Origin of the sequence: Streptomyces sp. NBC_00523 (assembly GCF_036346615.1) — a bacterium.
Taxonomy (GTDB): domain Bacteria; phylum Actinomycetota; class Actinomycetes; order Streptomycetales; family Streptomycetaceae; genus Streptomyces.
Genome location: NZ_CP107836.1, coordinates 654619 through 680263 on the forward strand (window position 1 = coordinate 654619; position 25645 = coordinate 680263).

The following is a 25645-nucleotide window of genomic DNA, read 5'->3' on the forward strand; positions in this document are numbered from 1 at the left end:
GGCCGCCGCCGCCCGCCCGGACTGCGCCCGGTCCCCCGCCGAAATAGGATGCAGGGGCCCGGCCCGCCAACCCCCGTCCCGCGGAGCGGCCCATGAACCGGCGTCGTCCTTCCCGGTCGGCCAGCTCCGACGAACTGCTCACCACCCTTCACGACCTCACCTCCCGGGCCCGCCGCGAGGTGGAACTGCACCAGGCCAGGGTGGAGCTGGCCGAGGCACTCCAGCGGGAGATGCTGCCCCCCGACCTGCCCTCGCCACCGGGTCTGCGGACCGCCGCCCGGTACGACCCGGCGCGCAACGGCCTGGACATCGGCGGCGACTGGTACGACGGGTTCGTGCTCCCCGACGGGGCGCTCGCGTTCGCCATCGGGGACGTCCAGGGGCACGATGTGGAGGCCGCCGCCTTCATGGGCCAGATCCGGATCGCGATGCGCGCCTTCGCGCTCACGGCGGAGGACCCGGGCGAGGTCATGAGCCGTACCAACGACCTGCTGCTCGCCGCCGACACCGGGCTGCTCGCCACCTGCACCTTCGTACGTCTCGACCCGGCCACCCGGGAGCTGCGCAGTGCCCGGGCCGGACATGTGGCCGCCGTCTGGGCCACCGCCGACGGCCGGGCCGGCACCACGGACGACGAGGGCGGGCTGCCGCTCGGGGTGCAGTCGGGCGAGGAGTACCCGGTCACCACGCGCCCGCTCAGCGGCGAGGGGGCGTTCGTGCTGCTGACCGACGGGGTGGTCGAGGGTCCCTCGTACGCCTTGGACGAAGGGCTGGACGCGGTGGTGCGGCTCGTACGTTCCCGGGTGACCGAGGACGCGGACGCGCTGGCCGACGCGGTCATGGGGTCCGCCGAGCGGACGGGGCACCAGGACGACGCGGCGGTGCTCGTCCTGCGCCACGGGCGCCCCGGCTCCGGCTGAGGGTGCGGCGGACCCGGGCCGCCCGTGCGTGTCAGACCGCCGTCCGCCCCGGGGCCGGTGTCTCATGAGAGGCGTGATCCACAGCGAGAGGAACCGCCGGTACCTGGTGGCGGTCCTGCGTGTCGTGGGCGTCGCCGCCGTCTATTGCGGGTCGGCCCGGCTGGGCCTGCTGAGGGAGCTGACCGTCCATGGCGCGGTGGTGACGCCGCTGTGGCCGCCGACCGGGATCGCGCTGGGCTGCCTGCTGTATTTCGGATTACGCGTGTGGCCCGGGATCGCGGTGGGCTCGCTGGTCGTCGTGGGCATGCTGGGCGGTACGGTGACGCCGTCCACGCTCGTCGTCGCGGCGGGCAACACGCTCGCCCCCCTGTGCGCGTACGCATTGCTGCGGCGGACCGGTTTCCGCCGGGAGCTGGACCGGCTGCGCGACGGCATCGTGCTGGTGTTCCTGGGGGCGATGGCCGCCATGGTGATCAGCGCGACCGCCGGGACGGCGATGCTCGTGGTGGACGGCAAGGTGCCCGCCCGGAACTTCTGGTCCGTCTGGGCGGCGTGGTGGGCGGGTGACGTCATGGGGGTCCTGGTGGTCGTGCCGGTCGTGCTGGTGCTCGGCCGCGTGCGGCCGCCCAGGCTCACGGACCGCTGGGCGGAGGCCCTGGCGCTGTCGGCGGTCGCGGTCGTCGGGGCGCTGTTCGCCACCCGGAGCTCGCTGTCGATGCTCTATCTGGTGTTTCCGATCGTCATCTGGGCCGCCCTGCGCTTCCGGCTCGGGGGCAGCGCGCCGTGCGCCCTGCTGGTATCCGTCCTGGCGGTCGTGGCGGGGACGGACGGGGCGGGGCCGTTCGCGGGGCACACCATCGTGGAGGTGATGATCAACCTCGCGGTGCTCAACGGGGCCGTCGCTCTCACCGCCCTCCTGCTGGCCGCCATGGTCACCGAGCAGCAGTACGTCCGGCACCGCATCGAGCGCGCCTGCGAGGAGTTGGCCGAGGTGGTCGACCAGCTCGCCCCGGGTCGCTCGGCCGCCGCCTGGCCGTCCCGGGCCGAGGACGAACGCGGCAGCCGCTGAGCCCGCGGATCAGCGGCGGAAGTACCGGTCCAGGAACGCGTTGCGGAAGACGCCCTCCGGGTCGTAGCGGCGCGTCAGCGCCTCGAAGTCCGCGTAACGCGGGTACAGCGTGCGCAGCACCTCCGGGTCCGTGGAGAAGACCTTGCCCCAGTGCGGGCGGGCGCCGAACGGGGCCAGGGCCTCCTCGATCGCCGCGGCCACCGGAGCGACGGCCGCCGCGTCCGGGACCCAGGTGAAGTGGAAGGCCACCGAGTCCCGGCCGTGGGCGGGGCTCAGCCACAGGTCGTCGGCGGCGACGGTGCGGAGCTCGGAGATCTGGAGCACCGGGGTGATCCGGTCCCGCAGCCGGGCCAGGGCCTCGTAGGCGGCGACGGCGTCCGCGCGGGCCACGAAGTACTCCGACTGGAGCTCGTCGCCGTTGCTCGGGGTGAACTCCATCCGGAAGTGCGGCAGCCGCTCGTGCCAGGGGCCGGGCACACCCTGCTGTGCGGTGCAGTTCCCGGCGGGCACCCCGGGGATCGGGTGCCGGGGGCCGTCGGCGAGCCGGGCGCCCAGCCACGCGGCGGGCATCGCTTCCCTCGCACCCTCGTCGCCCACCCGCTGCTTCAGCCAGACCTGGCCGACCGGGCCGGGACGCCAGTCCGTGAAGACGCTGACGCTGTAGGCGGCGGACATGACCTCGTCGAAGCGCGCGGCCAGTGTCGCCTCGGGCAGATCCTCGTACACCCACTGGCGCACTTCGAAGGCGGGCACCAGATCCAGGTCCAGCGAGGTCACCACGCCGAGGGCGCCGAGGGAGACGACCGCGCCCGCGAAGTCCTCGTCGGTGCGCCGCAGGGTGCGTGTCTCTCCGTCGGCCGTCACCAGGGTGAGCGCGCGCACCGCGCCCGCCAGTGAGCGGTTGCCCACGCCGGATCCGTGGGTGCCGGTCGCGACGGCTCCGGCGGCCGAGATGTGCGGGAGCGAGCCCAGATTGGCCAGGGCGAGACCGCGTTCGTGGAGTTCGGCGGCGAACTCGCCGAAGCGGAGTCCCGCGGTCAGTGACACGGTCCGGCCCGGGACGTCGATGTCCACGACGCGCGGGAGGCCGGCGAGCGACACATGGTCGCCCGAGGTGTCCGCGACGGTGTTGAAGGAGTGCCGGGTGCCCAGGGGGCGGACGGTGTCGGAGGCGGCGACCGTCTCGCGCAGTTCGCGGACGGATCGCGGCACACACAGCCGCTTCGCCCCGAAGGTGATGTTGCCGGCCCAGTTCTTCTCCGCGGGGGTCACCGTGCGTCCTTCTTCCACTCAGGGCCGGGCACGTGCTCCCGGCACCGCATTCTCCCAGACCTCCCGGTGGCGGCCGGAACCGAGCGGGCCGAATACCACCCGCGCAACCACGCGAGCACGTACGGTAGTTGGCAGACCGAGGTACATATCCGCACACAACCGTTTGGCACATGTCACACATACCAACAGGTGCACACAGAACCAGAGATCCGGTACGGATCGGGACGAGTGCGGGAACACCGCACCTGTCTGAACTTCACCGGAACTCCAGCGAAATGCCATGTGTGTGGATATCGTGCACCGAGCGAGGGCGCGTCCGTCAGTCCACTGGATCGGCGGATGCGCCCCGTTTGTGGCGATGCGACTGTGACTGGGGGGTTCATGGGGCATGTCGAGCTACCCGAATCCGATATACCGAGGCCCGTGGGACTGGCGGGAGCGCCACGTCCGCGGACCTCTTCAGGAATGCCGCGCGGCCAGGACATCGGCCGGCCGCGGCAGCTCCCGCGCGTACCGTACGAACGCGGCGCCGGGGCGCCCGGCAGGCGCCCGGGCCTGCTGCCCCTGGTGGTGTGTGCCGAATCCGCCGGACTGGGCCTGCCCGCCTGGCTGGTGCTCCGCGCCGGAGGGCAGCCCGAGGCCCTGGCCGGGGCGCTCGCGGCCACCCTGGTGTGGTGCGGGGTCCGGGCCGCGCGGGGGCGTTACGTCTTACGTGTACCGGGCCGCCCGCCCGGGGCGCTGACCACGCCCGGGGACTGGTTACTGCTCATCGGTGTGCTGGCGGTGCTGTGGACCGTCCTCGACGCGCCGATCGACCCGGCGGCGGCCGTCGTCGCCCTGATCCCCGGGCTCCTGGCCGGGGCGGGCACCTCGTGGGCACGCCGGCTGGCCCGGTCCGGGAGGCGCCGGACGGCGCGCCGGGTACTGGTGGTCGGCGAGGCCGCGGGGGTGGACCGGGCGGTGCGGCTGCTCACCTCTCGGGAGGACCACGGCTATCTGGTCGTGGCCGCGCTGCCGGTGGGCGCGGCGGCGCTGAGCTGCGAGGTCCCGGTGCCGGGGCGGCTGGCTCCGGCGCCCGCGGGGGACGACGCCTCGACGGTGCTGGGCGCGGCCTTCGCGCACGAGGCGGACCTGGCGCTGGTGGTGCCGGGGCCGGGGCTGGCCGAGGAGCGGTTGCGGCGGCTGACCTGGGGACTGCACGACGGCGGGCTCGAGGTGTCGGTGCTCTCCCACCTCTCGGAGACCGCGGCGGACCGGATCCGGCCCTCGTCGGCGGCCGGGCTCACCCTGCTGCACATCGTGCCGCCGCTGCGCCGGGGGCTTCAGCCGGCCCTGAAGGCGGCGGTGGACCGGGCGGGTGCCACCTGCGGGCTGGTCGCCCTGTCTCCTTTGCTGCTGCTGATCGCGGTGGCGGTCCGGCTCACCTCGCCGGGCCCGGTCTTCCACCGGCAGGTCCGCCAGGGGCAGCACAACCACCCGTTCGTCATGTGGAAGTTCCGCACGATGGTGGTGGACGCCGAGCGGCACAAGGCGCGGCTGGCCGAGGCCAACGAGAACGACGGCCCGATGTTCAAGATGCGCCGGGATCCCCGGGTGACCCGGCTCGGCCGTCTGCTGCGCCGCTCGTCACTGGACGAACTGCCCCAGCTCATCAACGTACTCAAGGGTGACATGTCCCTGGTCGGCCCGCGTCCGCCGCTGCCGGACGAGGTCTCCCGGTACGACGAGCGGGAGTTGCGCAGGCTCGCGGTGAAGCCGGGGCTGACGGGGCTGTGGCAGGTCAGCGGCCGGTCCGACCTCTCGTGGCAGGAGACGGTGTCGCTGGACCTCTGGTACGTCGACAACTGGTCGGTGGCCACGGACATGGGGCTGATGGCCCGGACACTGCGTGCCGTCACCGACGGCCGCGGAGCGTACTGAGTGCGGGGGCCGATGAGCACCGGGAGGAGGGGCCGGGTGGTCCGCCCGTCGTGGACGGGACCGGGCCGCCCGGCCGGGCGGGGGCGGCTACGCGGCCTGCTGCCGGAGCCACCAGGAGTACGTCTCCGCGATGCCCTCCTTCAGCGGGATGCGCGGTGCGAAGCCGAGGGAGGTCAGCCGGGACACGTCCAGGAGTTTGCGCGGGGTGCCGTCGGGCTTTGCGGTGTCCCAGCGGATTTCACCCTGATAGGCCGTCACCTCACCGACCATGGAAGCGAGTTCGCGGATGGTGAGGTCGTCGCCGCAGCCGACGTTGACCGGTGCGTCGTCGTCGTAGCGCTCCAGCAGGAGTACGCAGGCGGCGGCGAGGTCGTCCACGTGCAGGAACTCGCGCCGGGGGTTTCCGGACCCCCAGAGCGTGAGGGCCGGTGCGCCCGACTCGCGGGCCTCGTGGAAGCGGCGGATCAGGGCGGGCAGGACGTGCGAGGTCTCCAGGTCGAAGCTGTCGCCGGGGCCGTAGAGATTGGTCGGCATGGCGCTGATGTAGGAGGCGCCGTACTGGCGGCGGTAGGACTGCGTCTGCACGATGCCGGCGATCTTCGCCAGCGCGTACGCCTCGTTGGTGGGTTCCAGCTCCCCGGTGAGCAGGGCGCTCTCGGGGATCGGCTGCGGGGCGTGCTTCGGGTAGATGCAGGACGAGCCGAGGAAGAGCAGCCGTTCGGTGCCCGCCGCGTGCGCCCCCGCGATGACGCTCAGCTGGATGCGCAGGTTGTCCTCGATGAACTGCACCGGATACGTGCTGTTGGCCATGATCCCGCCGACCCGGGCGGCGGCCAGCACCACGGCGTCCGGGCGTATGCCGCGCAGGAAGGCGGCGGTGCGCTCGCCGTCCCGGAGGTCGAGGAGGTCGCGGCCGCGGGTGATCACCTCGTGGCCGTCGGCGGTGAGGCGGCGGAGCACCGCCGACCCGACCAGGCCCCGGTGACCGGCGACGAACACGCGTGCGCCGGGGCGTAGCAGGGAGGGGACTCGTTCCCGGGGAGGGCCGGGGAGATCAGTCGTCATGTTTTCGGATTGTGCCAGCAGCCGGGCGAAACAGTGATGTTTTGCACCGGATCCCTCAGACCTTGACATTCCATGACCAACTGCCTTACGGGCGACCGCAGAAGGGGGAAACGTGGCGAAGACCGCGCTCATCACCGGGGTGACCGGACAGGACGGTTCATACCTCTCGGAGCTGCTGCTCCAGAAGGGATACACGGTCCACGGCCTGATCCGCCGCTCGTCCAGTTTCAACACGGAGCGGATCGACCACATCTACCAGGGCCCGGAGCAGGAGCACCGGTCCTTCGTGCTGCATCACGCGGACCTGGCCGACGGGGTCGCGCTGGTGAACCTGTTGCGGGACATCCGGCCCGACGAGGTGTACAACCTGGGCGCCCAGTCGCATGTGCGGGTCTCCTTCGACGCGCCGCTGTACACCGGTGATGTGACCGGCCTCGGCACGATCCGGCTCCTGGAGGCGGTCCGGGCCAGTGGCATCGACACCCGGATCTACCAGGCGTCCTCCTCGGAGATGTTCGGCGCGAGCCCGCCCCCGCAGAACGAGCAGACGCCGTTCCACCCGCGCAGCCCGTACAGCGTCGCCAAGGTGTACTCGTACTGGGCGACGGTCAACTACCGCGAGGCGTACGGGATGTTCGCGGTGAACGGCATCCTGTTCAACCATGAGTCGCCCCGGCGCGGGGAGACCTTCGTGACCCGGAAGATCACCCGTGGCGTGGCCCGGATCAAGGCGGGTCTCCAGTCCCGGCTGCATCTGGGCAACCTGGACGCGGTGCGCGACTGGGGTTACGCCCCCGAGTACGTGGACGCGATGTGGCGCATGCTCCAGTGCGACACCCCGGACGACTACGTGGTGGCCACCGGGGAGGGGGTCAGCGTCCGGCAGTTCCTGGAGTACGCCTTCGAGCACGCGGGCCTGGACTGGCGCGAGTACGTCCGCTACGACGCGAAGTACGAGCGGCCCAGCGAGGTCGACGCGCTGATCGGGGACGCCTCGAAGGCCGGACAGCTGCTGGGCTGGAAACCGGCCGTACGCGCCCGGGAGCTGGCCCGGATCATGGTCGACGCCGATGTGCGCCGCCTCTCCGACGAACTCGCGGGGGCCGCCGTGCGCGTGGACAGATAACGGACTCCGGCGCGCACCCCCACCCCCACCGGTCACGCGGTGGGGCCGCACGCGCCGGTTCGGGCGGGGCCCCGGCTCCGCCTCCTCGACCGCGGCCAAGGGGCCGCAAGCTCGTTCTCACCTTCGGAGCTGAATGATGAACCGAACCACAGGGCGCCGACGCGGCCGGACGCGGGCCGCGGCCGCGGCGCTCGGCCTGCTCGCGGGCGCCCTGAGCGCCGCCGCCGCGGGCAGTCCCCAGGCCGCCGCCCTCACCGCGCCCATCTCGATCACCGCGGACGACCTGTCCACCTGGCAGACCAACGGCATCGTCTGGTCGATGGCCGCGTCCGACGACGGTGTGGTCTACGCGGGCGGCACCTTCTCCACCGTACGGCCGCCGGGCGCGGCCGCCGGGACCTCCGAGCAGCCCGCGGTGAACTTCGCCGCGTTCGACACCGCGACCGGTGCGCCCACCGGCTGCTCGCTGTCGTTCACGCTCTCCTCGGGGACCGCGACCGTGCGCGCGCTGGCCCTGTCCCCGGACGGTGAAACCCTGTACGCGGGCGGGCAGTTCGGGGCGGTGAACGGGGTGGGCGTCAGCAACCTCGCGGCCATCGACACCGCCACCTGCACCCCGCGCCAGAACTTCAAGGTCGCGGTCTCCGCCACCGTGCGGGCGCTGGCGGTCACCGACGACACGGTGTACCTCGGGGGCGACTTCAAGAGCGTGGCCGGGCAGGCCCGCACCTTCTTCGCGGCCGTCACCACCGGTGCCGCGCTGAAGCCGTGGACGGCGAACGCGGACGAGGTGGGCCGGGCGGTGGAGGTCACACCGGACGGGCAGCACGTGGTGCTCGGCGGTGACTTCTTCACCATGAACGGCACCAGCTCGCACGCGCTGGCGGTGGTGAACGCCACCACCGGTGCGCTGTCCAAGAGCTACCCGGGCTTCATTCCCAACACCTCCACGGTGCAGGACCTCACCAGCGACACCAAGCAGTTCTACACGGCCAACGAGGGCACCGGCGGCGGGGTGTTCGACGGGCGGATCGCCCTCGACCTCGGCACCTTCAACCAGGTGTGGCGGGACACCTGCCTGGGCGCCACCCAGGCGCTGCTGGTGCACAACGGGGTGCTCTACAGCGGCAGTCACGCGCACGACTGCGCGTCCATGGGCGAGTTCCCCGACCAGCCGCGCAAGCACCTGCTGGCCCAGTCGGTGGACGACCCGAAGCTGCTGCCGTGGTTCCCGGACACCAACGACGGGATCGGTGAGCCGGTCGGCCCGCGCGTGATGGCGCAGACCGACAAGGGCGGCCACCACTACCTGTGGGTGGGCGGCGAGTTCACCACGGTCAACAGCAAGGCGCAGCAGGGGCTCACCCGGTTCGCCGACGGCCCGGACACGGGCGCCCCCTGGGTACCGAACGTCAGCGTCTCCACGATCGCCCCGGGCAAGGTGGACGTGAACTGGCAGACCAGTTTCGACACCGACGACGGGGTGCTCACGTACCGGATCTACAAGGACGGGGCGACCACCCCGGTCCACACGACGACCGGGTACTCCGTGTTCTGGGACCGTCCGCAGCTGCGGTGGACGGACACCGACGTGGCACCCGGTGAGACCCACACGTACCGGATCACCGCGAGCGACGGCACCAACACCAGCGCGAAGTCGCCCGCGGTGAGCGCGACCGTGGCGTCCAAGGCGGAGAGCTATCCGGCGAAGGTGCTCTCCGACGGGGCGAGCCTGTACTGGCGCTACGACGAGGGCACCTCGACGTTCGCCGCCGACACCGGGGCGGGGCTGGACAACGGCTTCCTGCGCAACTCGCCCTCGTACCGGCAGACCCCGGCGGCCGTGGCCGGGCCCTCGACCGCCATCGGGTTCAACGGGTCCACCCAGTACGCGTACAGCAACGGCAGCCGGCCCCAGCCCAAGGCGTTCTCCGTGGAGACCTGGATCAAGACCACGACGACCCGGGGAGGGAAGATCATCGGCTTCGGCAGCAACACCATGGAGCTGAGCGGCAAGTACGACAAGCACGTGTACATGCTCAACAACGGGCGGCTGACCTTCGGCACCTCCAACGGCGGGGGTCAGACCGTCAGCACCACCGGGGCGTACAACGACGGTGCCTGGCACCATGTCGTCGCCACCCAGGGCTCCGGCGGTATGGCCCTGTACGTGGACGGGCAGCTGCGCGCCTCGAACTCGCGCTACACCCAGAACCAGAGCTACACCGGCTACTGGCGGGTGGGCGGGGACAACCTCGCGACCTGGCCGAACCGGCCGACGAGCAACTTCTTCGCCGGACAGATCGACGAGACCGCCGTGTACCCGGCCGCGCTGACCGCTGCCCAGGTCAGTGCCCACTACGCGCTGAGGAACAGCGGATGAGGCACGCCCTCCTGGCCGGTGCCGCCGTCGTGTTCGCGACGGCGGCACTGGCCGCCTGCGGCTCGTCCTCGGGTGACGGGGGCGGGGACCAAGAGGGCGGTGGCAGGGCGGCGGGACCCGCGGCTTCGAGCAGCGCGGCGCCGTCCGTGCCCGCGGCCGGAGCGGAGGCCGACCCCACCGAGCCCGCCGACCCGGAGGTGACCCGCAGCAGCGAGCCGCCCAAGATCCCCACCGACCGGCTGACGCCCGCCACCGGCACGTTCACCAAGAAACAGAAGGAGTACCTCACCGACCGGGTGCCCGTGGGCATGGACCCGGCCGCTGTGCTCCAGACCGGGCAGGAGACCTGCGACCGGCTCGACTACCTGGTCAAGGTGGACCGGGACACCGCGGTGGGTGCCGTCGTGACGGGCGAGATCACCGGCGCTGAGCCCGCCGTCGCCCATCTGTGCCCCCGGCACAAGGACCTGGTGGAGCGGGCCTCGCACGGGTACGCCGACGGTGCGTACCGGGACGGGAAGGTGCGGCCCGGCCGCTACCGGGACGTCTCCCCCACCCCGAACTGCACCTGGGAGGTCACCGGCCCGGGCGGGAAGGTGCTGGCCTCCGGCTCCTCGCACGGCGGGAAGCGGACCACGATCACGATTCCGGAGGCGGCGCTCGCCTTCACCTCCACAGGCTGCTGGGCCTGGCTGCCCGAAGGGGACAACGGATGAAGAAGTTGCCGATAGCCGTGGCGATCCCCACGAAGAACGAGGGGCTGAACATCGCGGAGGCCGTGCGGTCGGTCATCGACCACTTCGAGGCGGTGGTCGTCGTGGACTCGCACAGCTCCGACGACACGGCGAAGATCGCCGCCGAGTGCGGCGCCGAGGTCGTCCTGTACACCTGGGACGGCGGGCATCCTCGGAAGAAGCAGTGGTGCCTGGACCACGTGCGCACGGACCTGGACTGGATCCTGCTGCTCGACGGGGACGAGCGGCTGAGCCCCGCGCTGCTGACCGAGCTGCGGGGGATCTTCGCCGCTCCGGACACGCCGAAGCCCGCCGCGTACGACATCCCGCTCGGCTACTGGTTCTCCGGGAAGCGGCTGCGGCACGGCTACACCATCCGCAAACGCTCGCTGACCGACCGGACCCGCTGCCACTACCCGGAGGTCGGCGATCTGGACGCGCCCGGCATCGGGGAGGTGGAGGGGCACTACCAGCCGGTCGCGCAGAGCACCGCGGCACTGCGCCATCCGATCGAGCACCAGGATCTGGACCCGGTGACCGCCTGGTTCGAGCGGCACAACCGCTACTCGGACTGGGAGGCGTGGCTCAACCACCATCCGGAGGTGAAGGAGCAGGTGCGCCGCGCCAAGTCGCGGCAGGGGCAGCTGTTCCACAGGGCGCCGTTCAAACCGCTGATGTCCTTCGCCTACATGTACGTCTACCGGCGGGGGTTCCTCGACGGGCGCGCCGGGTTCGACTTCGCGCTGGCGATGAGCTTCTACCGCTGGCAGATCGCCCTCAAGTCGCGGGAGAAGCCCGCTTCTTGACGCCCTTGCTCCTCCGGCGGACCACATCCTCGTAGGTCCGCCGGAGGGTGCGGGTGACGACCTCGATGGTGAAGTGCTCGTTGACCAGCTCCCAGGCGGCCTTCCCGGCAACCGCGTTGGCGTCCGGTTCGAGCAGTTCCAGGACCGCCCGCGCGACCTTGTCCGCGTTGGCGGCGTCCTCCCCGACGCGGCTGTCGATGACCCGGCCCGCCCCGGCCCGCGCCACATCGGGCCCGAGTCCGCAGGTGCGGGTGATGACGGCCGGGGTGCCGACGGACATCGCCTCCAGGACCGAGACGCCCAGGGGCTCCTCGATGGACGGCAGCACATACACATCGGCCTCGCGGCCGGCCGCCAGCACCTCCTCGTGGCCCAGCGGCCCCACGTGGTCCAGCGCGTCCGTCACGCCGAGGCGGCGGGCCAGTGCGAGGGTGCCGGGCAGGGCGCCGGTGTCCGGACCCGCGAGGACGAAGCGGGCGTCGGGGTGCTCGGCCAGGACGGCGGGCATCGCGGCGACGAAGTCCTCGGGGCGCTTGCGCTCCTGGATGCGGGCGAGGAACAGCACGGTGGGCGGGCGGCCGGGCTCACGGGCCGGTTTGAACGGCTGCGGGCGCACCCCGTTGACCAGGCGCACGGTCCGGGTGAGCGGCACGGGGGCGGCGACGGCGTTGACGTCGGCGCGCTCGGCCTCGGTGAGGTGGAGCACCGCGTCGGCGCCGCGCAGCACCCGGCGGACGCCCAGGAGGTCGGTGAGCTGCGCGACGCGCTTCTCGGTCGGGTCGACCATGCCGTGGGTCTGGACGACCAGGGGGGTGCCGGAGGCCAGGGCGAGGAGGGCGGCGGGCAGGGTGACCAGGTCGCGCATCAGGTGGACGTGGACGAGGTCGGCGCCGCGCATCATGCGGTGGGCGGTCCGCAGCAGGGCGGCGGAGGTGATCCCGCTGACCTCGAACACCGGCAGCAGGTGGCGGGCTTGGAAGAGGTGGACGGGGACGCCCTCCACTTCGCGCGGCAGGGGTCCGTCGAAGCCGTCGCCGAGCGCCATGATCCGCGCGTCGTCGCCCCCGGCGCGCTGGACCTTCGAGAGGTTCAGCGCCACCCGGGTCGGACCGCCGAAGGCGTGGTCCGGGGTGTGCAGCGTGACGATGTGCAGGATCTTCACCAGGGTCCCCCTCGCCCTCGTCCGGCCCTGACCAGACTAGTCGTCACATCTCCTCACGTGTGGTGATTCGTTAATGTGTAGCCACACAACCGCGCTTCGGGGGACGGGGAGTTGATGGCATCCGTGAACGAGGGCGCAACCTCCGCGCCCGCCCGCCCGCTGTCCTGGGCGATGCTGTCGCGGGCGCTGGCCGTGCCGCTGATCCTCGGCCTGGTGTGCTTCCTGCCCGCGCTGATCGCCGCCCAGCCCGGGACCGGGGTGCGGGACACCGCGTACTGGTTTCAGCTCGTCCTGACCTGTTACGCGGGGGCGCGGCTCGCGACGATGATCCTGTCCACGCGGCGGCGGCTCCTCCAGGGCGTCTTCTGGATGTTCGTGTACATCGCGATGGGGGTGGCGCCGTTCGCGCAGGTGGTCATCGGCCAGACGCCGACGCCCGCGGTCGGGCCGCGCGCCGATCTGGTGACCGCCGTCGCCCTGGTCCTCGTGGGGTGCGCGGCCTTCGACCTGGGGGCGCTGCTGGCGTCGCGACGCCCGCTGCGCCGCCGTCGCACGGCGCGCGGGGACGGGCACGGCGCCACCGCGCACCCGGTGCGGCTGCGGCTCCTGGTGCTGGTGGCGTTCGCGGCGAGCGGGTACTACGTGCTGAAGCTGGGCGGGCCCGCGGTCTTCTTCTCCAGCAGGCAGGAGATCAGCGCCTCGGTCGCCGAGAGCGGGGTGGCGTCGGGCGAGTCCAATGTGGGCTCGGCCTTCCTGAAGGGCTTCGGCACGGTCCCGGCGCTGCTGGCGCTGCTGTTCTACACGCGCAGGCTGGTGACCTCGCGCCGGGCCAGGCGCGCACCGTCGACCGTACTGGTCTGGTGCGGCCTCGCGGCCGTCAACCTGGTCGTGAACAACCCTGTCTCCAACGCCCGTTACTGGTTCCTCACGGTGCTGGTCTCGCTGCTGTTCACGGCGTTCCCGCGCAGCGCGGCGATGTACCGGTCGGTGCTGGCGCTCGGGGTGATCGGGGCGCTGGTGCTGTTCCCGTACGCGGACCGGTTCCGGTACGACGACGAGGGGTACCGACCGGTCCAGTCGTCGTCGGTGTTCGAGCCGCTGGCCACCAAGGACTACGACCAGACGGTGATGTTCGCCAACACCGTCACCTGGGTCGGCACCCGGGGGCACACCTACGGGCGGCAGCTGGCGGGGTCCGCGTTCTTCTTCGTGCCGAGGGCGGCGTGGAGCGGGAAGCCGGAGGACACCGGGGTGCGCGTCGGGCAGTGGATGGGGATGAACATGACCAACCTCTCCGCGCCGCTGTGGACGGAGCTGTGGGTCGACTTCGGGGCGGTGGGCCTGGTCGGCGGGCTGGCGCTGACGGGGTACGGGGCCGCGCGCACCGACCGGCGTTACGCGCGGGCGGTCTCGCGCGACGGGCCGGGTCCGGGCAGTGTGCTGGCCATCGCGGCACCGCTGATCGCCGGGTACACGTTCATCCTGCTGCGCGGCCCGTTGTTGCAGGCAGCGGGGAAGCTGGCGATCGCGGCCCTGTGCCTGGCACTGGTGACGAGCTTCAGGTCCGGGCGGCGTCCGCGCTGACCGGCGCCGGGTCCCGCGCGCCCGCCCGGGTCAGCCGGGCCACCCGGGTCCAGGTCGCGACGGCCTTGCAGACGGAGCCCAGGCACAGGCCCCAGGCGGCCCCGGTCACCCCGCCGAGCGCGTAACCCGTGGCGAGGAAGGCGACCGCGGCGAGCGAGAACACCACCTGGATCGAGAGCGTGGTGCGCGGGTCGAGGAGCCGGAGGGCCAGCAGTCCGCAGGTGCCGACGGCCATCGCCGCGTACTGGCTGCCGGTCGCCGGGAGGAGCGCCGCCGCCGTGGGCCAGGTCGCGCCGAGCAGGTGGCGGCCGGCCGGGCCGGGCAGCAGGGCGAGGACGGTGGCCCAGGCGGCGGCCGTCAGGGCCAGGACGGCGGCCAGCGCGGCGGTCGCGCGCACCCGGAGCCGGTCGGTCGCGAGCCGCCCGAGGAGCGGGGGGCCGAAGCCGGTGGCGGAGGTGAACAGCACGTTGAGCGGGCCGAAGAGCGTGGTGGCGCCGCGCAGGGCGCCCACGACGAGGGGGTTGCCGACGGCACCGAGCCCGAGCACGGAGAGCTGGGAGGTGGCGTTGCCCACGCCGAACTCGACCACGAACCGCCGCCCGAGGTGCCCCTTCCCGAGCATCGGCCTCAGCGCCACCGGGGCGCCCTTGGTCCTGCGGTGCAGGGCGGCCGCCGAGAGCAGCAGCGCGGGGAGGGCCGAGAGCCCCCACACGGCGACCAGCCGGGCAGCCGGTGCCCCGTGCGGCTGTACGGCCAGGGCGCCGATGACGCAGACCAGCCGGAGGGTGTCGGCGGTCAGGGCCAGATGCTGGGCGTGCAGAGTGGCGAAGGCGTACCGGGCGATGTCCTGTCCCAGCACCACCGGCAGCACCAGGCCCAGCGTCAGCAGGGCCCGTGCGGTGGAGCCGGGCAGCAGGAGGCAGACGGCGGCGAGCAGGGTGCCGAGAGTGGTGGCGGCGAGCAGCGTGAAGCAGACGGCGGACCGGCACGCGGACCGGGTGTCCTCGCCGCCGCCCCTGCGCAGCACCAGGGGCTGTCCCGTGAAGGCGCCGGAGACGCCGAGCAGGACGGTGAAGACGAGGTAGACGGCGGAGAACCGGGCGAAGCCGGACACGGTGGAGAGCCGGGCGGCGGCCACCAGCACCAGGATGTTGGTGAGAGCGGCCACCCCCTGGTCCGCGACCGAGCAGACGATCGCGGTCCGGGCTCTCATCGGTGTCCGGCGGCGCTGTTGTGGCCGTCGCGTCCGTGGCCGCCGTCCACGGTGCGCAGGCCCAGCGTCTCGGCGGGGTCGCCGGTGCGGCCCGTCACGTCGGGGTCGCCGTATCTGCCGCCCGGGGCGGCGGGCCCCTGTCCGGCGGGCCGTCGCCCCGGCGCCCGGACGGCGCCGGACTTCTTCCGGGCCCTCCGGTCCAGCCGGCCGGAGCCCGGGTGGAGCAGGGTGCCGAGGACCGAGCCGCCCGCCGCGCCGATGACCTCGCGGATGCGTTCGAGGTCGCTGCGGTGCACCTCGCGCGGCCGGCAGACGATGACGACGTCCTCGACGCGGTCCACGAGGGCGACGGCGTCCGCGTACGACAGGACGGGCGGGGCGAGCACGATGACGACCGCGCCGGGCCTGCCGCCCTCGGCGATGAGGCGGCTGACGGGGGCGGAGGTCAGGGCGCGCGGCACGTTGTCGGTGCGGCGGCCCGCGACCAGGGTGAAGGCGCCCGACCCGGGCACGTCAACGTTGGCCCGGCTGTCGGACGGCCAGCCGCGGTCCTGGCCGCCCGTCGCCCAGCGGGGGCTGCGGCCCGGGTGGGCGGCGCCGAGGTCGCCGGCCAGGGACGGGGTCCGCAGGTCGGCCTCGACCAGCAGGACGTCGCGGCCCATCTCGGCGAAGGCGGCGGCGAGGTTGGCGGCGGCGGCCCGCGCCATGTCGTTGTCGCCGCGGGGCGCGGTGACCAGGAGGCGGCGGCGTTCGCCGAAAGACGGGTCGTAGGCGAGCCGGAAGGCGACCGCCCGGTACTCCTCGGCGAGCCTGCTGCCGGGGCGGCCGATCGCGAGCAGGGCGCCGGCGGTCGCGCGCTCCCTGGGCAGGGTGCCGAGCAGCGGGGCGCCCAGGGAACGGACGAGCTCCCTGGTGGAGCGGACGGCCGGGTCGAAGACGAGGCGCACCCAGGACAGCAGCAGCCCGAGGGCGAGGCCGACGACACCGCCGAGGCCGAGGAGGAGCGGCAGTCCGGCCCCGGTGGGGTGCCGCGGGGCGACGGGCTTCTTGTTGAGGTAGCCCGGTGTGGTGTCCAGGGCGCGGAGTTCGGAGACCTTCTGGTTGAGCGCGGAGATGGCGACGATGAGGTTGGCGCGCGCGCTGGAGACGTCGTCGCCGGCGCCGGTCTCCTGCTCGGCGAGCCGGTCGCGCTGCTCGGTGAGGGGTTTGAGCTGGGCGCGGTAGCCGTCGATCATGTTGTCGATGCTGTCCTCGGTGCGCTCCCGGCGTATCTCCAGGTAGGCCTCGGCAAGGGCTTGGGCCCGGGCCCTGGCCTGCTCGGGGGTGCGGCCGGTGTAGGCGAACTTGAGGACGAGCGTGTTGGGCGGGTTGGTGACCTGGAGCCCGGAGAGCAGGGCCCCGACCTCGACGGTGTCACCCTGCTTGGCGAGGGTGCCGGCGGCGATGGTGCCCACGGCGTCACTGACGGCGGTCTGGCGTTCGGAGCCGATGTTGATGCCCTTGTCGGCGGAGGCCCCGGCGGCGAAGGGGTCGGAGGTGGCGGACCGTACGGAGACCTCGCCAGTGGCCGCGTAGGTGTCCTCGCCGCTGAGGGCGAGCCAGCCGCTGCCGAGGAGGCCGAGGAGCACACCGGTGACGAGGAGGGTGCGGTAGCGCAGGAGCTGGCGGAACTGGTCCCGGAGCAGGGCGGGTTCGTCCTGCTCGTCCAGGGCGCGGATCGGTTCGGTCATCGGCGTGGGCCTCCCCGGCCGTCCCGCAGGGCCTCGGTGAGCAGGGCGTCGAAGCGGGCCAGCGCCGCCTCCCGGCCCAGGTGGCCGGCCACGTAGCGCGGCCCGTTGGCGCCGAGCGCGTCGGCCTCGGCGGGTGACTCGACCAGTTTGCGTACGGCGCCGAGCACCGCGGCCGGGTCCTCGGGCGCGACGAGGAGCCCGGCCCCGGAGCGCCGCACCTCCGCGGCGGTGCCGCCCTCCTCGGCCACGGAGGCGACGACGGGGCGCCCCGACACGAAGTACGAGGTGAGCTTCGAGGGCACGCTCATGTCGAGCACCGACGCGCGCTGGGTGACGGCGAGGACGTCGGCGGCGGCCAGGACGTCGGTGAACTCCTCCGCACCGGCCGGGGGCAGGAAGTCGAGGTTGGGCAGCCCGGCGGCGCGGGCGCGCAGGGCCTCGCGCTGGTTGCCGTCGCCCATCAGGACGATCCGGATCTCGGGGGCGAGCCGGGCCGCGTCGACCAGGACCTCCAGGCCCTGCTTGAGCCCCATGTTGCCGGAGTGCAGGACGACCGGTGTGCCCTCGCGCCAGCCGAGCCGGGCCCTGGTCGCGGCACGGTCGGCCGAAGGGGCCTGTACGTGGCTCCAGTTGGGCACGACGCGGATGCGGTCCGGGTCCACCCCGTAGGCGGTGACCCGGGGGACGAAGGTCTCGTGGATGACACCGACGACCGTCGCGGCGCGCAGGGCGAACCGCTCGGCCTTCGACGCGAGGGCGGCTGCCCCGTCGCCGCCCCGGATGCCGCTCTGGGCCGCGGCGGCGCCCATCAGGTCCTGGACGACGGGGATGTAGGGCACCCGGTGGCGGCGGGCGAGGCGGGCGCCGATGACCCCGCCGGCGAGGCTGGGCATCTGGGAGACCACCGCGTCGGGCCGGATGCCGGGCGGCGCGACGAGGCCGTGTGCCAGGACGCTGGCCTCGAAGGCGGCTCTGCGCAGGGCGCTCTGGCGGGCCGGTACGTAGTGGCGCCTGCGGTGCACGGTGACGCCCGCGCGCCGCTCCTCGGTGCGCCACACCCCCCGGTAGGCCGCGTCGGTCCGCCAGGCCGGGTAGTGCGGCATGCCGGTGAGCACATGGGTGTCGGCGCCGGACGCGGCCCAGTGCTCGGCGAGCTGGGCGGCGTACGGGCCGATGCCGGTCAGCTCCGGCGCGTAGTTCGTGGAGACCACCAGCAGGCGGTGCCGCTCGAACGGTCTGTGGTGCTCTTCGTCTGCCATCGGACGATCGCCTTCCCCCCGGAGCCACCTGTGTTCCACCGACTGTGTCCACCGAGGAACAGCCCCAAAAGCGAGCTTATCCGTTCATGAGATGAGCAAGTGGTCTTCACAGTAAGGTCGTTGGACTATCGCGGACATCGCGTTCACCGTGGGGGGAGAGAACGGATGGTGCACAGGGTCGGTTACGCGCCGGGGGTCTACGACCTGTTCCATGTGGGACACCTCAATATCCTTCGTCATGCGCGCAGCCAGTGCGACTACCTGGTGGCGGGGGTCGTCTCCGACGAGATGGCCACGCTCGCCAAGGGACACCGGCCGGTGATCCCGCTCCCGGAGCGGCTGGAGATCGTGCGGAGCGTGCGGTATGTGGACGCCGCCTTCGTGGAGACCGTGCCGGAGAAGGTCGAGACCTGGCAGCAGGTCAGGTTCGACGTCATCTTCAAGGGGGACGACTGGCGGGACACGGAGAAGGGCAGGAAGCTCGAACGCGACTTCGCCGAGGTGGGGGTGGAGGTCGTGTACTTCCCGTACACCGTGCACACCTCCAGCACCCAGTTGCGCCGGGCGCTGGACACGCTCGTCAGCGCACCCGGAGCGCTTTCAGCTCCCTGAACCACTTGGTCAGGAACAGGACGAGGAACAGCGCGTGCACGGCGGCGAGTACGGCGTATCCGGTCCGGAACGCGGTCTCGTCGCCGAGCAGCAGGAAGACCAGGCAGAACACCCCGTAGTCGGCGGGCAGCAGCGCCACGGCCCGCAGCCGGGACGGCGGCGCGGCGGGCCCGGGCACACCTGCCGCGCCGTGCGCCGCCGCCTTGCCGAGCTGTTCGCGCAGCAGCCCCGCGCAGAAGGTCAGCACGGCGACGAACAGGAAGCCGAGCGGCAGCAGCAGCCAGACGTCGCCGGGCAGTTCGAAGTACCGGTAGAAGGCGATAAGTACGACGGTGTGGACCAGGATCATCTTGGCGCAGTCGACCACATGGTCCAGCCACTCGCCGTCGGGCCCGCCCCGCCCCGTCAGCCGGGCGAGCTGCCCGTCGGCCGAGTCGAGGGCGAAGCCCACGGCGAGCCCCAGGTAGACCAGGACGCCCGTCCCGGGGCCCGGGCGCACCAGCGCCACGCAGGCGAGGGCGGCGAAGGTGAACGCCGCGCTGGTCAGGGTGACCTGATTGGGCGTCATGCCGAGCCGGTACGCGGCCGCGGCGAAGACCCGGCCGGCCGGGCGGTTCACGTACCGCGAGTAGAGCGAGACCCCCTTGGCCGTCTTCTGCGCCCCGCGCAGCCGCCCGAGCACCGTCGTCGTTTCCATGCGCCCCCCAGCATCCTGGTGTCGCCACCGCTCCCCCGGCGGCGCTCCCCGCGCGCCGCCGGAGCCGCATCATGGCACGGGGACGCCCTCCGCGCGGGTGGATCGCCCCATCTGGTGGGCTTACGGGGGCAGTTGGCCGGGAACAGCCGCCCTCAGGCGGAGGCGGTGCGGCACTCCGGGTGGCCCCAGCCGTGGTCGTTCTTGGCGATCATGTCCTTGGCCGCGTACGGCCGTCCGCAGTGGCAGCGGCCGGCGAACTTGGCCCGGATGGTGGCCCCGCCCCCCGACTTGCGCGGAGCGGCCTTCTTCGCCGTCGCGCCGGTCCGGCGGCCCTCGGTCGCGCGGGACGGAGCCGGTACGGGGGTGGCCGAGCCGTGCGCGGTGCCGGCCGCGGTCTGGGAGACGGCGACCTCGCTGGCGGCCTGGTCGGCGAGCGCGTTGAGCGGGTCGCCGTCCACCTGGTGGGCGGGCACGTAGACGAAGCTCACGGCGCGCCCGGTCAGGAGCGCGTCGATGCGGGTGACCAGCTCGCGGTTGGCGACGGGCTTGCCGCCCGAGGTCTTCCAGCCGTTGCGCTTCCAGCCGGGCAGCCACTTGGTGACCGCGTTCATCGCGTACTGCGAGTCCATCCGGACCTCGAGCGCCACGGCGGGGTCCACGGACTCCAGGAGCTCCTGGAGGGCGGTGAGCTCGGCGACGTTGTTGGTGGCGTTGCCCAGCGGCCCCGCCTCCCACCGCTGGGGACGTCCCTCGGCGTCGGCCACCACATAGGCCCAGGCGGCCGGTCCCGGATTACCCTTCGACGCCCCGTCACACGCGGCGATCATGCGCTCGTTCATACCCTCGATCATGCCAGCGCGCGGGACCGGTTCCGTCCCCCCGCCCCCACCTGCGGTCTTCACGGTGGGTGATGCTTCGGCGTGCATCGGTGACGGGGCGCTGCTTCCCTGAAGGGGCCCGCTCTCCCCTAGCGTCCCCGAGGAGTGACGATGAGCGTTGCACGAGAGGTGAACCGAGCCCAGCAGATGCGCGAGAAGGCGCGGCACCTGACCGAGGCCGCGGAGCGCACCAGCGACCCGGAGCAGCGCAGCCGCCTCCAGGAGAAGGCCCGCAAGCTCCAGGAGCAGAGCGACCGCCAGGACGGCATGCCCGTCTGAGGCGGGGCCGCAAAGACCGGTGGACTGTCACTCTTCCATGAGTGGGTGACAGTCCACTGCCGCGTTCCCGGCCCCCTCCGGGGTGGATGATCACCCGCGCCTACGATGGCTCCGCAAGCGAGTACGAGGAAAGTGGGGCCTGCCATGAACGGTCAACCGGTCACCGTGGTCACCGGAGGCAGCCGGGGCATCGGTGCGGCGGTCTGCGTACGCCTGGCGGACGAGGGCCATGACATCGCACTCGCGTACCACTCGGACGCCGAGGCGGCCGAGAAGGTCGCCGAGGCGGTACGGGCAACGGGCCGCCGCTGCGTGACGGTGCGGGTCGACACGGCGGACGAGACGGACGTGGACCGCCTCTTCGACACCGCCGCCGCCGAGCTGGGCCCGGTCACCGGCCTGGTCAACAACGCGGGCATGAGCGGCCCGGTCGGCCCTCTGGCCGACGCGGACGCCGCCGGGATGCGGCGCGCCCTGGAGGTCAACGTCCTCGGCTACCTGCTCTGCGCGCGCCGCGCGGTCCGGGACATGACGGCCTCGGGCGGCGGGGCGATCGTCAACGTGTCCTCGGCCGCCGCCACGCTGGGCAGCCCCGGCGAGTACGTGCACTACGCCGCCGCCAAGGGGGCCGTCGACACGATGACCGTCGGCCTGTCCAAGGAGACCGGCCCGTCCGGCATCCGCGTCAACGCGGTCGCCCCCGGTGTCATCCGCACCGAATTCCACGCGGACCCGGCCCGCCCCGACAAGCTGGGCCCCGCCACCCCGCTCGGCCGCCCCGGCGAACCGGAGGAGATCGCGGGCGCCGTCGCCTGGCTGCTCTCCCCGGACGCCTCGTACGCGACGGGGACGGTGCTGCGGGTGTCGGGCGGGCGCTGACGGCGGTGGGTACGGTGCCGGGGTGACCGCCCCGGACCCACTCCCCCTGCTCTTCCTCGACGTCGACGGCCCCCTGATCCCGTTCGGCGCGCGGCCCGGCGGCCACCGCACGTATCCGATGGGGCCGGTGCCGCCCGGTGCGGCGGCCCACCCGCTGCTGGCGAGGATCGACCCGTCGCTCGGACCCCGGCTCGGCGCACTGCCCTGCACGCTGGTCTGGGCGACGACCTGGGAGGACGAGGCGAACACGGTCGTCGCGCCCCGGCTCGATCTGCCCGTCCTGGACGTGGTCGCCTGGCCGGACGCGCCCGAGCAGGAGGCGCGGGACGCCCGGGCGGGGCTGCACTGGAAGACGCGCCCGCTCGTGAAGTGGGCGGCGGGGCACGCGTTCGCCTGGCTCGACGACGAGATCGGCGAGCCCGACCGGCGCTGGGTCGCCGGTCACCACGGCGGGCCGGCCCTGCTCCACCGCGTCGATCCCGTCCTGGGCCTGACCGGGGCCGACCTTCGGCTGATCGAGGCGTGGCTGCGGTCGGTGTGAGGGCCACGGCACACCGGTTTCCGGTGGTTTCGGGGCGGGGGTGTGCCTGTTGCAGTAGAAGTGGTGGTGCACCGGAACAGGACAGGAAGGGGCCTGCCATGTCAGCGGGACGAGGTCGCACCGCCGCAGCCGTGTTCGACGCTCTCGGGACCGATTACGAGGCGGCGTTCGCCGCTTCGGCCGCGCACCGTGCCTCGCTGGAACGGCTTCTCCGGGTGCTCCCGCCGCACGCGCGGGTGCTGGACGTGGGGAGCGGGACGGGGCGGCCGACGGCGCAGACCCTGGTGGACGCCGGGCACGAGGTGCTGGGGGTCGACGTCTCGCCGGTGATGGTGGACATCGCCACGCGCCAGGTTCCGGGGGCGGAGTTCCGCTGCGCCGACATCCGCACGCTTCCGCTGGAGGACGGCTCCTTCGAGGCGGTGTGCCTGTACTTCGCGCTGTTGCAGATGGAGCGCGCGGACCAGGGCGAGGTGCTGCGGCTGACCGCGCGGGTGCTGCGGCCGGGGGGTCATCTGGCCGTGGCGACGGTGCCGTTCGACGTGGAGGGCGTGAGCGGCACGTTCATGGGCCAGCCGGTCGAGGTGACCAGCTTCGGCGAGGACGCGTTCGCGGCGCTGGTGGAGGACGCCGGGTTCACCGTGCTGGCCCGGGAGAGCACGATGTTCGTGCCCGCCGTCCCGGCGGCCGTGCCCGAACCGCAGATGTTCCTGCTCGCCCGGCGGCGCTGAGCGGGCGGACGTGCCGTGCGGTCCGCACCGGCTCACAATGAGTTGGCCGGACCTCCGTGGGTACCCGGCACCGCGAGGCTGCCCATGCCCCGCCGCCTGCCCGCGGGGACGACGACGGAGGATCTTCCATGACCGACCGCAGACCAGAGGGCCCCATCCACGAGGGCGCGTCCCCGAGTCCCCCTCCGGTGCCCGCGGACATGCCCGACCAGCAGGTCCAGGAGGGCGAGGACCCGATGGACGTGCCGGCCCCGCCGCGCACCGGGCGGACCGGGGACGACGGCCGGGAGGACGAGGCCCTGCCCGACCCGGACGAGTCGGGGTCGGGACGCGGTTCCGCCCGTAACGCCGGAGTGCACCCGGAGCATCCGGTGCCGGACGAGTCACCGGGCTGAGCCGTGTCCCGTGAGCGCCGGGCCGCCCGGCGCGTCCTGGCGCTCGCGGTGGCCCCGTGCCTCGCCCTGGCACTCGCCGCCCCGGCGGCCCGCGCGGACGCCGGGGCCGGGCGCGCGGTCGCGTGCGACCAGGAGCGCGGGCGCTGCCTCGACGGCAGGCGCCTGCTGTACTGGTACGACTACGGGCTCGGCGTACACCCGTTCACGACGCCGGAGGCCGTACGCCGGCAGCTCACCGACAACTTCCGGCTGTTCCCGGTGAGCGGGAGCTGCCCGGGCCGCGTCCGTACGGGCGACACCTGCGATCTGCTGGGCGGCAATCCGGTGCGCGTGGAGTCCGCCGCCGGGGACCACCTCCAGATCGCCACGCTCCCCGGCCACGACCTGGGCGAGGGCCTGCACATCCGGTTCACGTTCACCCGCTCCCTCGGCTTCCACTACCTGGACGTCGCGGCGTGGCAGGACCGGGAGACGGACTGCACCAGGCAGGTGCTGTGCGGCGCGGCGAGCCGCGCGGGCGCCTGGGGCCTGTGGCAGGTCCTCGCCCAGACCCTGACCGTGTCCGCCTGGGCGGCGTAGGACTCGGACTGCGGGGATCCGCCGGCCGTTCGATCATGGAGGCTATGGCCCCCATCCCCGCCGACGCCTCCGGGGCACCCCCGTGGATCGCACCGATGCTGGCCGTGCCCGGTCCGCTTCCCGTGCCGGACACGGAATGGGCCTTCGAGGCCAAGTGGGACGGTGCCCGGTGCGTCGCCGCGACACCGGGAGACGGCACCCTGCGGCTGACCTCGCGGGCGCGCAACGACGTGACCCCGACCTATCCGGAGCTGCACGCGCTCGGTGACGTGCTGCGCGGCCGCAGCGTGGTGCTGGACGGCGAGATCGTGGCCCTGGACGGGGCGGGGCGGTCCGACTTCGGGCTCCTCCAGCGGCGGATGGGCATCCTGAACGCGCGCCGCGCCGCCCGCCTGGCGCTGGACGTCCCCGCGCACCTGGTGGTCTTCGACGTGCTGTACCTGGACGGCCGGAGGCTGTCGGCGCTGGGGTACGAGGAGCGCCGCGCGATCCTGTCCGGTGTGCTGTCCGCGGGACCGCACTGGTCGGTGCCGTCCTATGTGCGCGGCCAGGGCGCGAAGGCGTGGGACACCGTCGTGCGCGGGGGGCTGGAGGGGGTGGTCGCCAAGCGGCTCTCCTCTCCGTACACACCGGGTCTCCGTTCACCCGACTGGCGCAAGACCAAGCGGGTCGAGACGCTGGACGTGGTCATCGGCGGCTGGACCCAGCGCAACGGCGCGCCCGCGGGTGTCCCCGGGGCGGTGCTGGTCGGGCTGGACGACCCGGCGGGGCTGCGGTACGCGGGGTCCGTGGGGTCGGGGATGTCGGACCGGGAGCTGGGCGAGCTGAGGGACTACCTGAGGGTGATCGCGCGTCCGGAGTCCCCGTTCACCGGGCCGGTCGACGTGGCCGGGGCGCACTGGGTGGAGCCGAGGCTGGTGGCGGAGGTCAGCGCGTCGCAGTGGACGGCGGCAGGAAGGCTGCGGCATCCGGTGTGGCAGCGACTGCGGCCTGACCTGACCCGGCTGGACTGAACGGCGGGCGGCCCCTCAGCCGGGCAGCGTGAGCCTGCGGGACACGCTGACGGCGGCCGACAGGAGCTCCGCGCGGACCCGGGAGGTGCGGTACATCCGGTCGGACCGGAAGGAGATGCCGAGGGAGCCGATCTGCTCGCCGCTGTAGACCGGGACCGCGACGCAGGTCGTGCCGCGTACGTACTCCTCGCGGTCCATGACCACCGGCGCGGGCGAGCCGTCGAGCTGCTGGACCAGCTCCTCGCGGTGCGTGATGGTCCGGGGGGTGAGCCCGGCCAGGTCGTGCCGGGAGAAGTAGTCGTCCCGCGCCTCGTCGTCGAGCTCCCGCAGCACGCTCTTGCCGAGCGCCGTGGCGTGCCCGGCATCGTCCAGTCCCACCCACAGGTCCACCCGCGGGGTGCGCGCGCTGTCCACGATCTCCATGACCCGGACCTCGCCGTCCACGTAGAGCGTGAGATAGGCGGCGGCCCCCAGGTCGTTGCGCAGGGCGGTGAGGGCGGGCCGTACCCGGGCGGGCACCGGCTGCGTGCCCAGGCCGCCGCCCGGGGCGTCGTCGGCGAGGACGTAGGTGTGGTCCTCCAGCTCCCTGAGGTAGCCGTCGCCGATGAGCACGGGCAGCAGCTCGTGCACGGTGGCCGGGGGAAGCCCCGCCTCCCGGGCCAGCTGCTGCGCGGTGGCCTCGCCCCCGTGGGCGCCCGCGGCCTCCAGCAGGCGGAGGGCGCGCCGGACGGTGGCGACGGGTTCGGGGCCGGCGTGGTCGGCCATGCCCACCAGCATGGCCCCGCTGCCAAGAACCGG

Annotated in this window: 25 protein-coding genes; 16 read left to right on the forward strand and 9 right to left on the reverse strand. The window is 73.2% G+C overall.

Annotation, left to right across the window (positions count from 1 at the left end; all coding sequences use genetic code 11):
* The first annotated feature begins 92 nt into the window (after positions 1-92).
* Together OHS17_RS03105 and OHS17_RS03110 are read left to right on the forward strand one after the other, a co-directional pair.
* A complete protein-coding gene (locus OHS17_RS03105) occupies positions 93-920 on the forward strand; it encodes a PP2C family protein-serine/threonine phosphatase (protein ID WP_330310941.1) in 828 nt (275 codons plus the stop codon).
* A 73-nt stretch (positions 921-993) separates the two neighbouring features.
* The gene (locus OHS17_RS03110) at positions 994-1989 is read left to right on the forward strand and encodes an MASE1 domain-containing protein (RefSeq protein ID WP_330310942.1); all 996 of its coding nucleotides are present in this window, start codon (positions 994-996) and stop codon (positions 1987-1989) included.
* A 9-nt stretch (positions 1990-1998) separates the two neighbouring features.
* Here OHS17_RS03110 and OHS17_RS03115 read toward each other — a convergent pair whose 3' ends face one another.
* Positions 1999-3261, reverse strand: coding sequence for a D-arabinono-1,4-lactone oxidase (locus tag OHS17_RS03115; protein WP_330310943.1), 1263 nt, complete (start codon positions 3259-3261; stop codon positions 1999-2001).
* Positions 3262-3726: 465 nt separating this feature from the next.
* On the opposite strand from OHS17_RS03115, the gene OHS17_RS03120 reads away from it, so the two are divergent.
* Positions 3727-5181 carry a sugar transferase gene (locus tag OHS17_RS03120; RefSeq protein ID WP_330310944.1) on the forward strand — a complete coding sequence of 485 codons (1455 nt, stop codon included), beginning with the start codon at positions 3727-3729 and terminating at the stop codon, positions 5179-5181.
* Between the two features lie 87 nt (positions 5182-5268).
* On the opposite strand, the gene OHS17_RS03125 is transcribed toward OHS17_RS03120, so the two are convergent.
* Positions 5269-6246, reverse strand: a complete 978-nt coding sequence (locus OHS17_RS03125) for a GDP-L-fucose synthase family protein (protein WP_330310945.1) — start codon at positions 6244-6246, stop codon at positions 5269-5271.
* 112 nt (positions 6247-6358) lie between these two features.
* On the opposite strand from OHS17_RS03125, the gene gmd reads away from it, so the two are divergent.
* From gmd to OHS17_RS03145, 4 genes are all read left to right on the forward strand, one after another.
* Positions 6359-7372, forward strand: a complete 1014-nt coding sequence (gmd, locus tag OHS17_RS03130; protein ID WP_073865552.1) for a GDP-mannose 4,6-dehydratase — start codon at positions 6359-6361, stop codon at positions 7370-7372.
* Positions 7373-7508: 136 nt separating this feature from the next.
* A complete protein-coding gene (locus OHS17_RS03135) occupies positions 7509-9755 on the forward strand; it encodes a LamG-like jellyroll fold domain-containing protein (protein WP_330310946.1) in 2247 nt (748 codons plus the stop codon).
* Positions 9752-10471 (forward strand): hypothetical protein, encoded by a 720-nt coding sequence (locus OHS17_RS03140; RefSeq protein ID WP_330310947.1) that lies wholly within the window; start codon positions 9752-9754, stop codon positions 10469-10471. Before OHS17_RS03135 ends, OHS17_RS03140 begins: the two co-directional genes overlap by 4 nt.
* A complete protein-coding gene (locus OHS17_RS03145) occupies positions 10468-11295 on the forward strand; it encodes a glycosyltransferase family 2 protein (RefSeq protein ID WP_330310948.1) in 828 nt (275 codons plus the stop codon). The genes OHS17_RS03140 and OHS17_RS03145 overlap by 4 nt, the downstream gene beginning before the upstream one ends.
* On the opposite strand, the gene OHS17_RS03150 is transcribed toward OHS17_RS03145, so the two are convergent.
* On the reverse strand, positions 11267-12457 hold the full coding sequence (locus OHS17_RS03150) for a glycosyltransferase (protein ID WP_330310949.1): 1191 nt from the start codon (positions 12455-12457) through the stop codon (positions 11267-11269). The two genes, OHS17_RS03145 and OHS17_RS03150, sit on opposite strands and share 29 nt — an antisense overlap.
* Positions 12458-12571: 114 nt before the next feature.
* Between OHS17_RS03150 and OHS17_RS03155 the strand changes: the two genes are divergently transcribed.
* Complete coding sequence (locus tag OHS17_RS03155; protein ID WP_330310950.1) at positions 12572-14041, forward strand: hypothetical protein; 1470 nt, start codon at positions 12572-12574, stop codon at positions 14039-14041.
* Here OHS17_RS03155 and OHS17_RS03160 read toward each other — a convergent pair.
* Genes OHS17_RS03160 through OHS17_RS03170 form a run of 3 tightly spaced genes read right to left on the reverse strand, consistent with a single transcriptional unit; the run spans position 14016 to position 18243 of the window.
* Positions 14016-15254, reverse strand: a complete 1239-nt coding sequence (locus tag OHS17_RS03160; RefSeq protein WP_330310951.1) for a hypothetical protein — start codon at positions 15252-15254, stop codon at positions 14016-14018. The genes OHS17_RS03155 and OHS17_RS03160 overlap by 26 nt on opposite strands.
* On the reverse strand, positions 15251-16984 hold the full coding sequence (locus OHS17_RS03165) for a lipopolysaccharide biosynthesis protein (RefSeq protein ID WP_330310952.1): 1734 nt from the start codon (positions 16982-16984) through the stop codon (positions 15251-15253). Before OHS17_RS03165 ends, OHS17_RS03160 begins: the two co-directional genes overlap by 4 nt.
* Positions 16981-18243, reverse strand: a complete 1263-nt coding sequence (locus OHS17_RS03170; protein ID WP_330310953.1) for a glycosyltransferase — start codon at positions 18241-18243, stop codon at positions 16981-16983. Before OHS17_RS03170 ends, OHS17_RS03165 begins: the two co-directional genes overlap by 4 nt.
* A gap of 165 nt (positions 18244-18408) precedes the next feature.
* Here OHS17_RS03170 and OHS17_RS03175 point away from each other — a divergent pair, with 165 nt between their 5' ends.
* Positions 18409-18855: an adenylyltransferase/cytidyltransferase family protein gene (locus OHS17_RS03175; RefSeq protein ID WP_073865561.1), complete on the forward strand. Its 447-nt coding sequence runs from the start codon at positions 18409-18411 to the stop codon at positions 18853-18855.
* On the opposite strand, the gene OHS17_RS03180 is transcribed toward OHS17_RS03175, so the two are convergent.
* Together OHS17_RS03180 and OHS17_RS03185 are read right to left on the reverse strand one after the other, a co-directional pair.
* A complete protein-coding gene (locus OHS17_RS03180) occupies positions 18824-19552 on the reverse strand; it encodes a CDP-alcohol phosphatidyltransferase family protein (RefSeq protein WP_330310954.1) in 729 nt (242 codons plus the stop codon). The two genes, OHS17_RS03175 and OHS17_RS03180, sit on opposite strands and share 32 nt — an antisense overlap.
* Before the next feature lie 152 nt (positions 19553-19704).
* Positions 19705-20391 carry a ribonuclease H family protein gene (locus tag OHS17_RS03185; RefSeq protein ID WP_330310955.1) on the reverse strand — a complete coding sequence of 229 codons (687 nt, stop codon included), beginning with the start codon at positions 20389-20391 and terminating at the stop codon, positions 19705-19707.
* A 150-nt stretch (positions 20392-20541) separates the two neighbouring features.
* On the opposite strand from OHS17_RS03185, the gene OHS17_RS03190 reads away from it, so the two are divergent.
* From OHS17_RS03190 to ligD, 7 genes are all read left to right on the forward strand, one after another.
* Positions 20542-20709, forward strand: a complete 168-nt coding sequence (locus OHS17_RS03190) for a DUF6381 family protein (protein WP_158071815.1) — start codon at positions 20542-20544, stop codon at positions 20707-20709.
* A gap of 144 nt (positions 20710-20853) precedes the next feature.
* Positions 20854-21588 (forward strand): SDR family NAD(P)-dependent oxidoreductase, encoded by a 735-nt coding sequence (locus OHS17_RS03195; RefSeq protein ID WP_330310956.1) that lies wholly within the window; start codon positions 20854-20856, stop codon positions 21586-21588.
* Between the two features lie 22 nt (positions 21589-21610).
* A complete protein-coding gene (locus tag OHS17_RS03200; RefSeq protein WP_330310957.1) occupies positions 21611-22129 on the forward strand; it encodes an HAD domain-containing protein in 519 nt (172 codons plus the stop codon).
* A 98-nt stretch (positions 22130-22227) separates the two neighbouring features.
* Positions 22228-22860 carry a class I SAM-dependent methyltransferase gene (locus OHS17_RS03205; RefSeq protein ID WP_330310958.1) on the forward strand — a complete coding sequence of 211 codons (633 nt, stop codon included), beginning with the start codon at positions 22228-22230 and terminating at the stop codon, positions 22858-22860.
* 128 nt (positions 22861-22988) lie between these two features.
* Positions 22989-23255: a hypothetical protein gene (locus OHS17_RS03210; protein ID WP_330310959.1), complete on the forward strand. Its 267-nt coding sequence runs from the start codon at positions 22989-22991 to the stop codon at positions 23253-23255.
* Between the two features lie 3 nt (positions 23256-23258).
* Positions 23259-23834, forward strand: a complete 576-nt coding sequence (locus OHS17_RS03215; protein ID WP_330310960.1) for a hypothetical protein — start codon at positions 23259-23261, stop codon at positions 23832-23834.
* 44 nt (positions 23835-23878) lie between these two features.
* On the forward strand, positions 23879-24847 hold the full coding sequence (gene ligD / locus OHS17_RS03220) for a non-homologous end-joining DNA ligase (protein ID WP_330310961.1): 969 nt from the start codon (positions 23879-23881) through the stop codon (positions 24845-24847).
* A gap of 15 nt (positions 24848-24862) precedes the next feature.
* Here the strand turns inward: ligD and OHS17_RS03225 are convergent, their stop codons facing one another.
* Positions 24863-25612, reverse strand: coding sequence for an IclR family transcriptional regulator (locus OHS17_RS03225; protein WP_330310962.1), 750 nt, complete (start codon positions 25610-25612; stop codon positions 24863-24865).
* Positions 25613-25645: the final 33 nt, after the last annotated feature.

What these genes read in the sequence shown, in the direction of transcription:
- OHS17_RS03105 (WP_330310941.1), top strand. Translation starts at nt 93, where the DNA reads ATGAACCGGCGTCGTCCTTCCCGGTCGGCCAGCTCCGACGAACTGCTC.
- OHS17_RS03120 (WP_330310944.1), top strand. Translation starts at nt 3,727, where the DNA reads ATGCCGCGCGGCCAGGACATCGGCCGGCCGCGGCAGCTCCCGCGCGTA.
- OHS17_RS03125 (WP_330310945.1), bottom strand. Translation starts at nt 6,246, where the DNA reads ATGACGACTGATCTCCCCGGCCCTCCCCGGGAACGAGTCCCCTCCCTG.
- OHS17_RS03135 (WP_330310946.1), top strand. Translation starts at nt 7,509, where the DNA reads ATGAACCGAACCACAGGGCGCCGACGCGGCCGGACGCGGGCCGCGGCC.
- OHS17_RS03140 (WP_330310947.1), top strand. Translation starts at nt 9,752, where the DNA reads ATGAGGCACGCCCTCCTGGCCGGTGCCGCCGTCGTGTTCGCGACGGCG.
- OHS17_RS03145 (WP_330310948.1), top strand. Translation starts at nt 10,468, where the DNA reads ATGAAGAAGTTGCCGATAGCCGTGGCGATCCCCACGAAGAACGAGGGG.
- OHS17_RS03155 (WP_330310950.1), top strand. Translation starts at nt 12,572, where the DNA reads ATGGCATCCGTGAACGAGGGCGCAACCTCCGCGCCCGCCCGCCCGCTG.
- OHS17_RS03160 (WP_330310951.1), bottom strand. Translation starts at nt 15,254, where the DNA reads ATGAGAGCCCGGACCGCGATCGTCTGCTCGGTCGCGGACCAGGGGGTG.
- OHS17_RS03165 (WP_330310952.1), bottom strand. Translation starts at nt 16,984, where the DNA reads ATGACCGAACCGATCCGCGCCCTGGACGAGCAGGACGAACCCGCCCTG.
- OHS17_RS03170 (WP_330310953.1), bottom strand. Translation starts at nt 18,243, where the DNA reads ATGGCAGACGAAGAGCACCACAGACCGTTCGAGCGGCACCGCCTGCTG.
- OHS17_RS03175 (WP_073865561.1), top strand. Translation starts at nt 18,409, where the DNA reads ATGGTGCACAGGGTCGGTTACGCGCCGGGGGTCTACGACCTGTTCCAT.
- OHS17_RS03180 (WP_330310954.1), bottom strand. Translation starts at nt 19,552, where the DNA reads ATGGAAACGACGACGGTGCTCGGGCGGCTGCGCGGGGCGCAGAAGACG.
- OHS17_RS03185 (WP_330310955.1), bottom strand. Translation starts at nt 20,391, where the DNA reads ATGAACGAGCGCATGATCGCCGCGTGTGACGGGGCGTCGAAGGGTAAT.
- OHS17_RS03190 (WP_158071815.1), top strand. Translation starts at nt 20,542, where the DNA reads ATGAGCGTTGCACGAGAGGTGAACCGAGCCCAGCAGATGCGCGAGAAG.
- OHS17_RS03195 (WP_330310956.1), top strand. Translation starts at nt 20,854, where the DNA reads ATGAACGGTCAACCGGTCACCGTGGTCACCGGAGGCAGCCGGGGCATC.
- OHS17_RS03205 (WP_330310958.1), top strand. Translation starts at nt 22,228, where the DNA reads ATGTCAGCGGGACGAGGTCGCACCGCCGCAGCCGTGTTCGACGCTCTC.
- OHS17_RS03210 (WP_330310959.1), top strand. Translation starts at nt 22,989, where the DNA reads ATGACCGACCGCAGACCAGAGGGCCCCATCCACGAGGGCGCGTCCCCG.
- ligD (WP_330310961.1), top strand. Translation starts at nt 23,879, where the DNA reads ATGGCCCCCATCCCCGCCGACGCCTCCGGGGCACCCCCGTGGATCGCA.
- OHS17_RS03225 (WP_330310962.1), bottom strand. Translation starts at nt 25,612, where the DNA reads ATGGCCGACCACGCCGGCCCCGAACCCGTCGCCACCGTCCGGCGCGCC.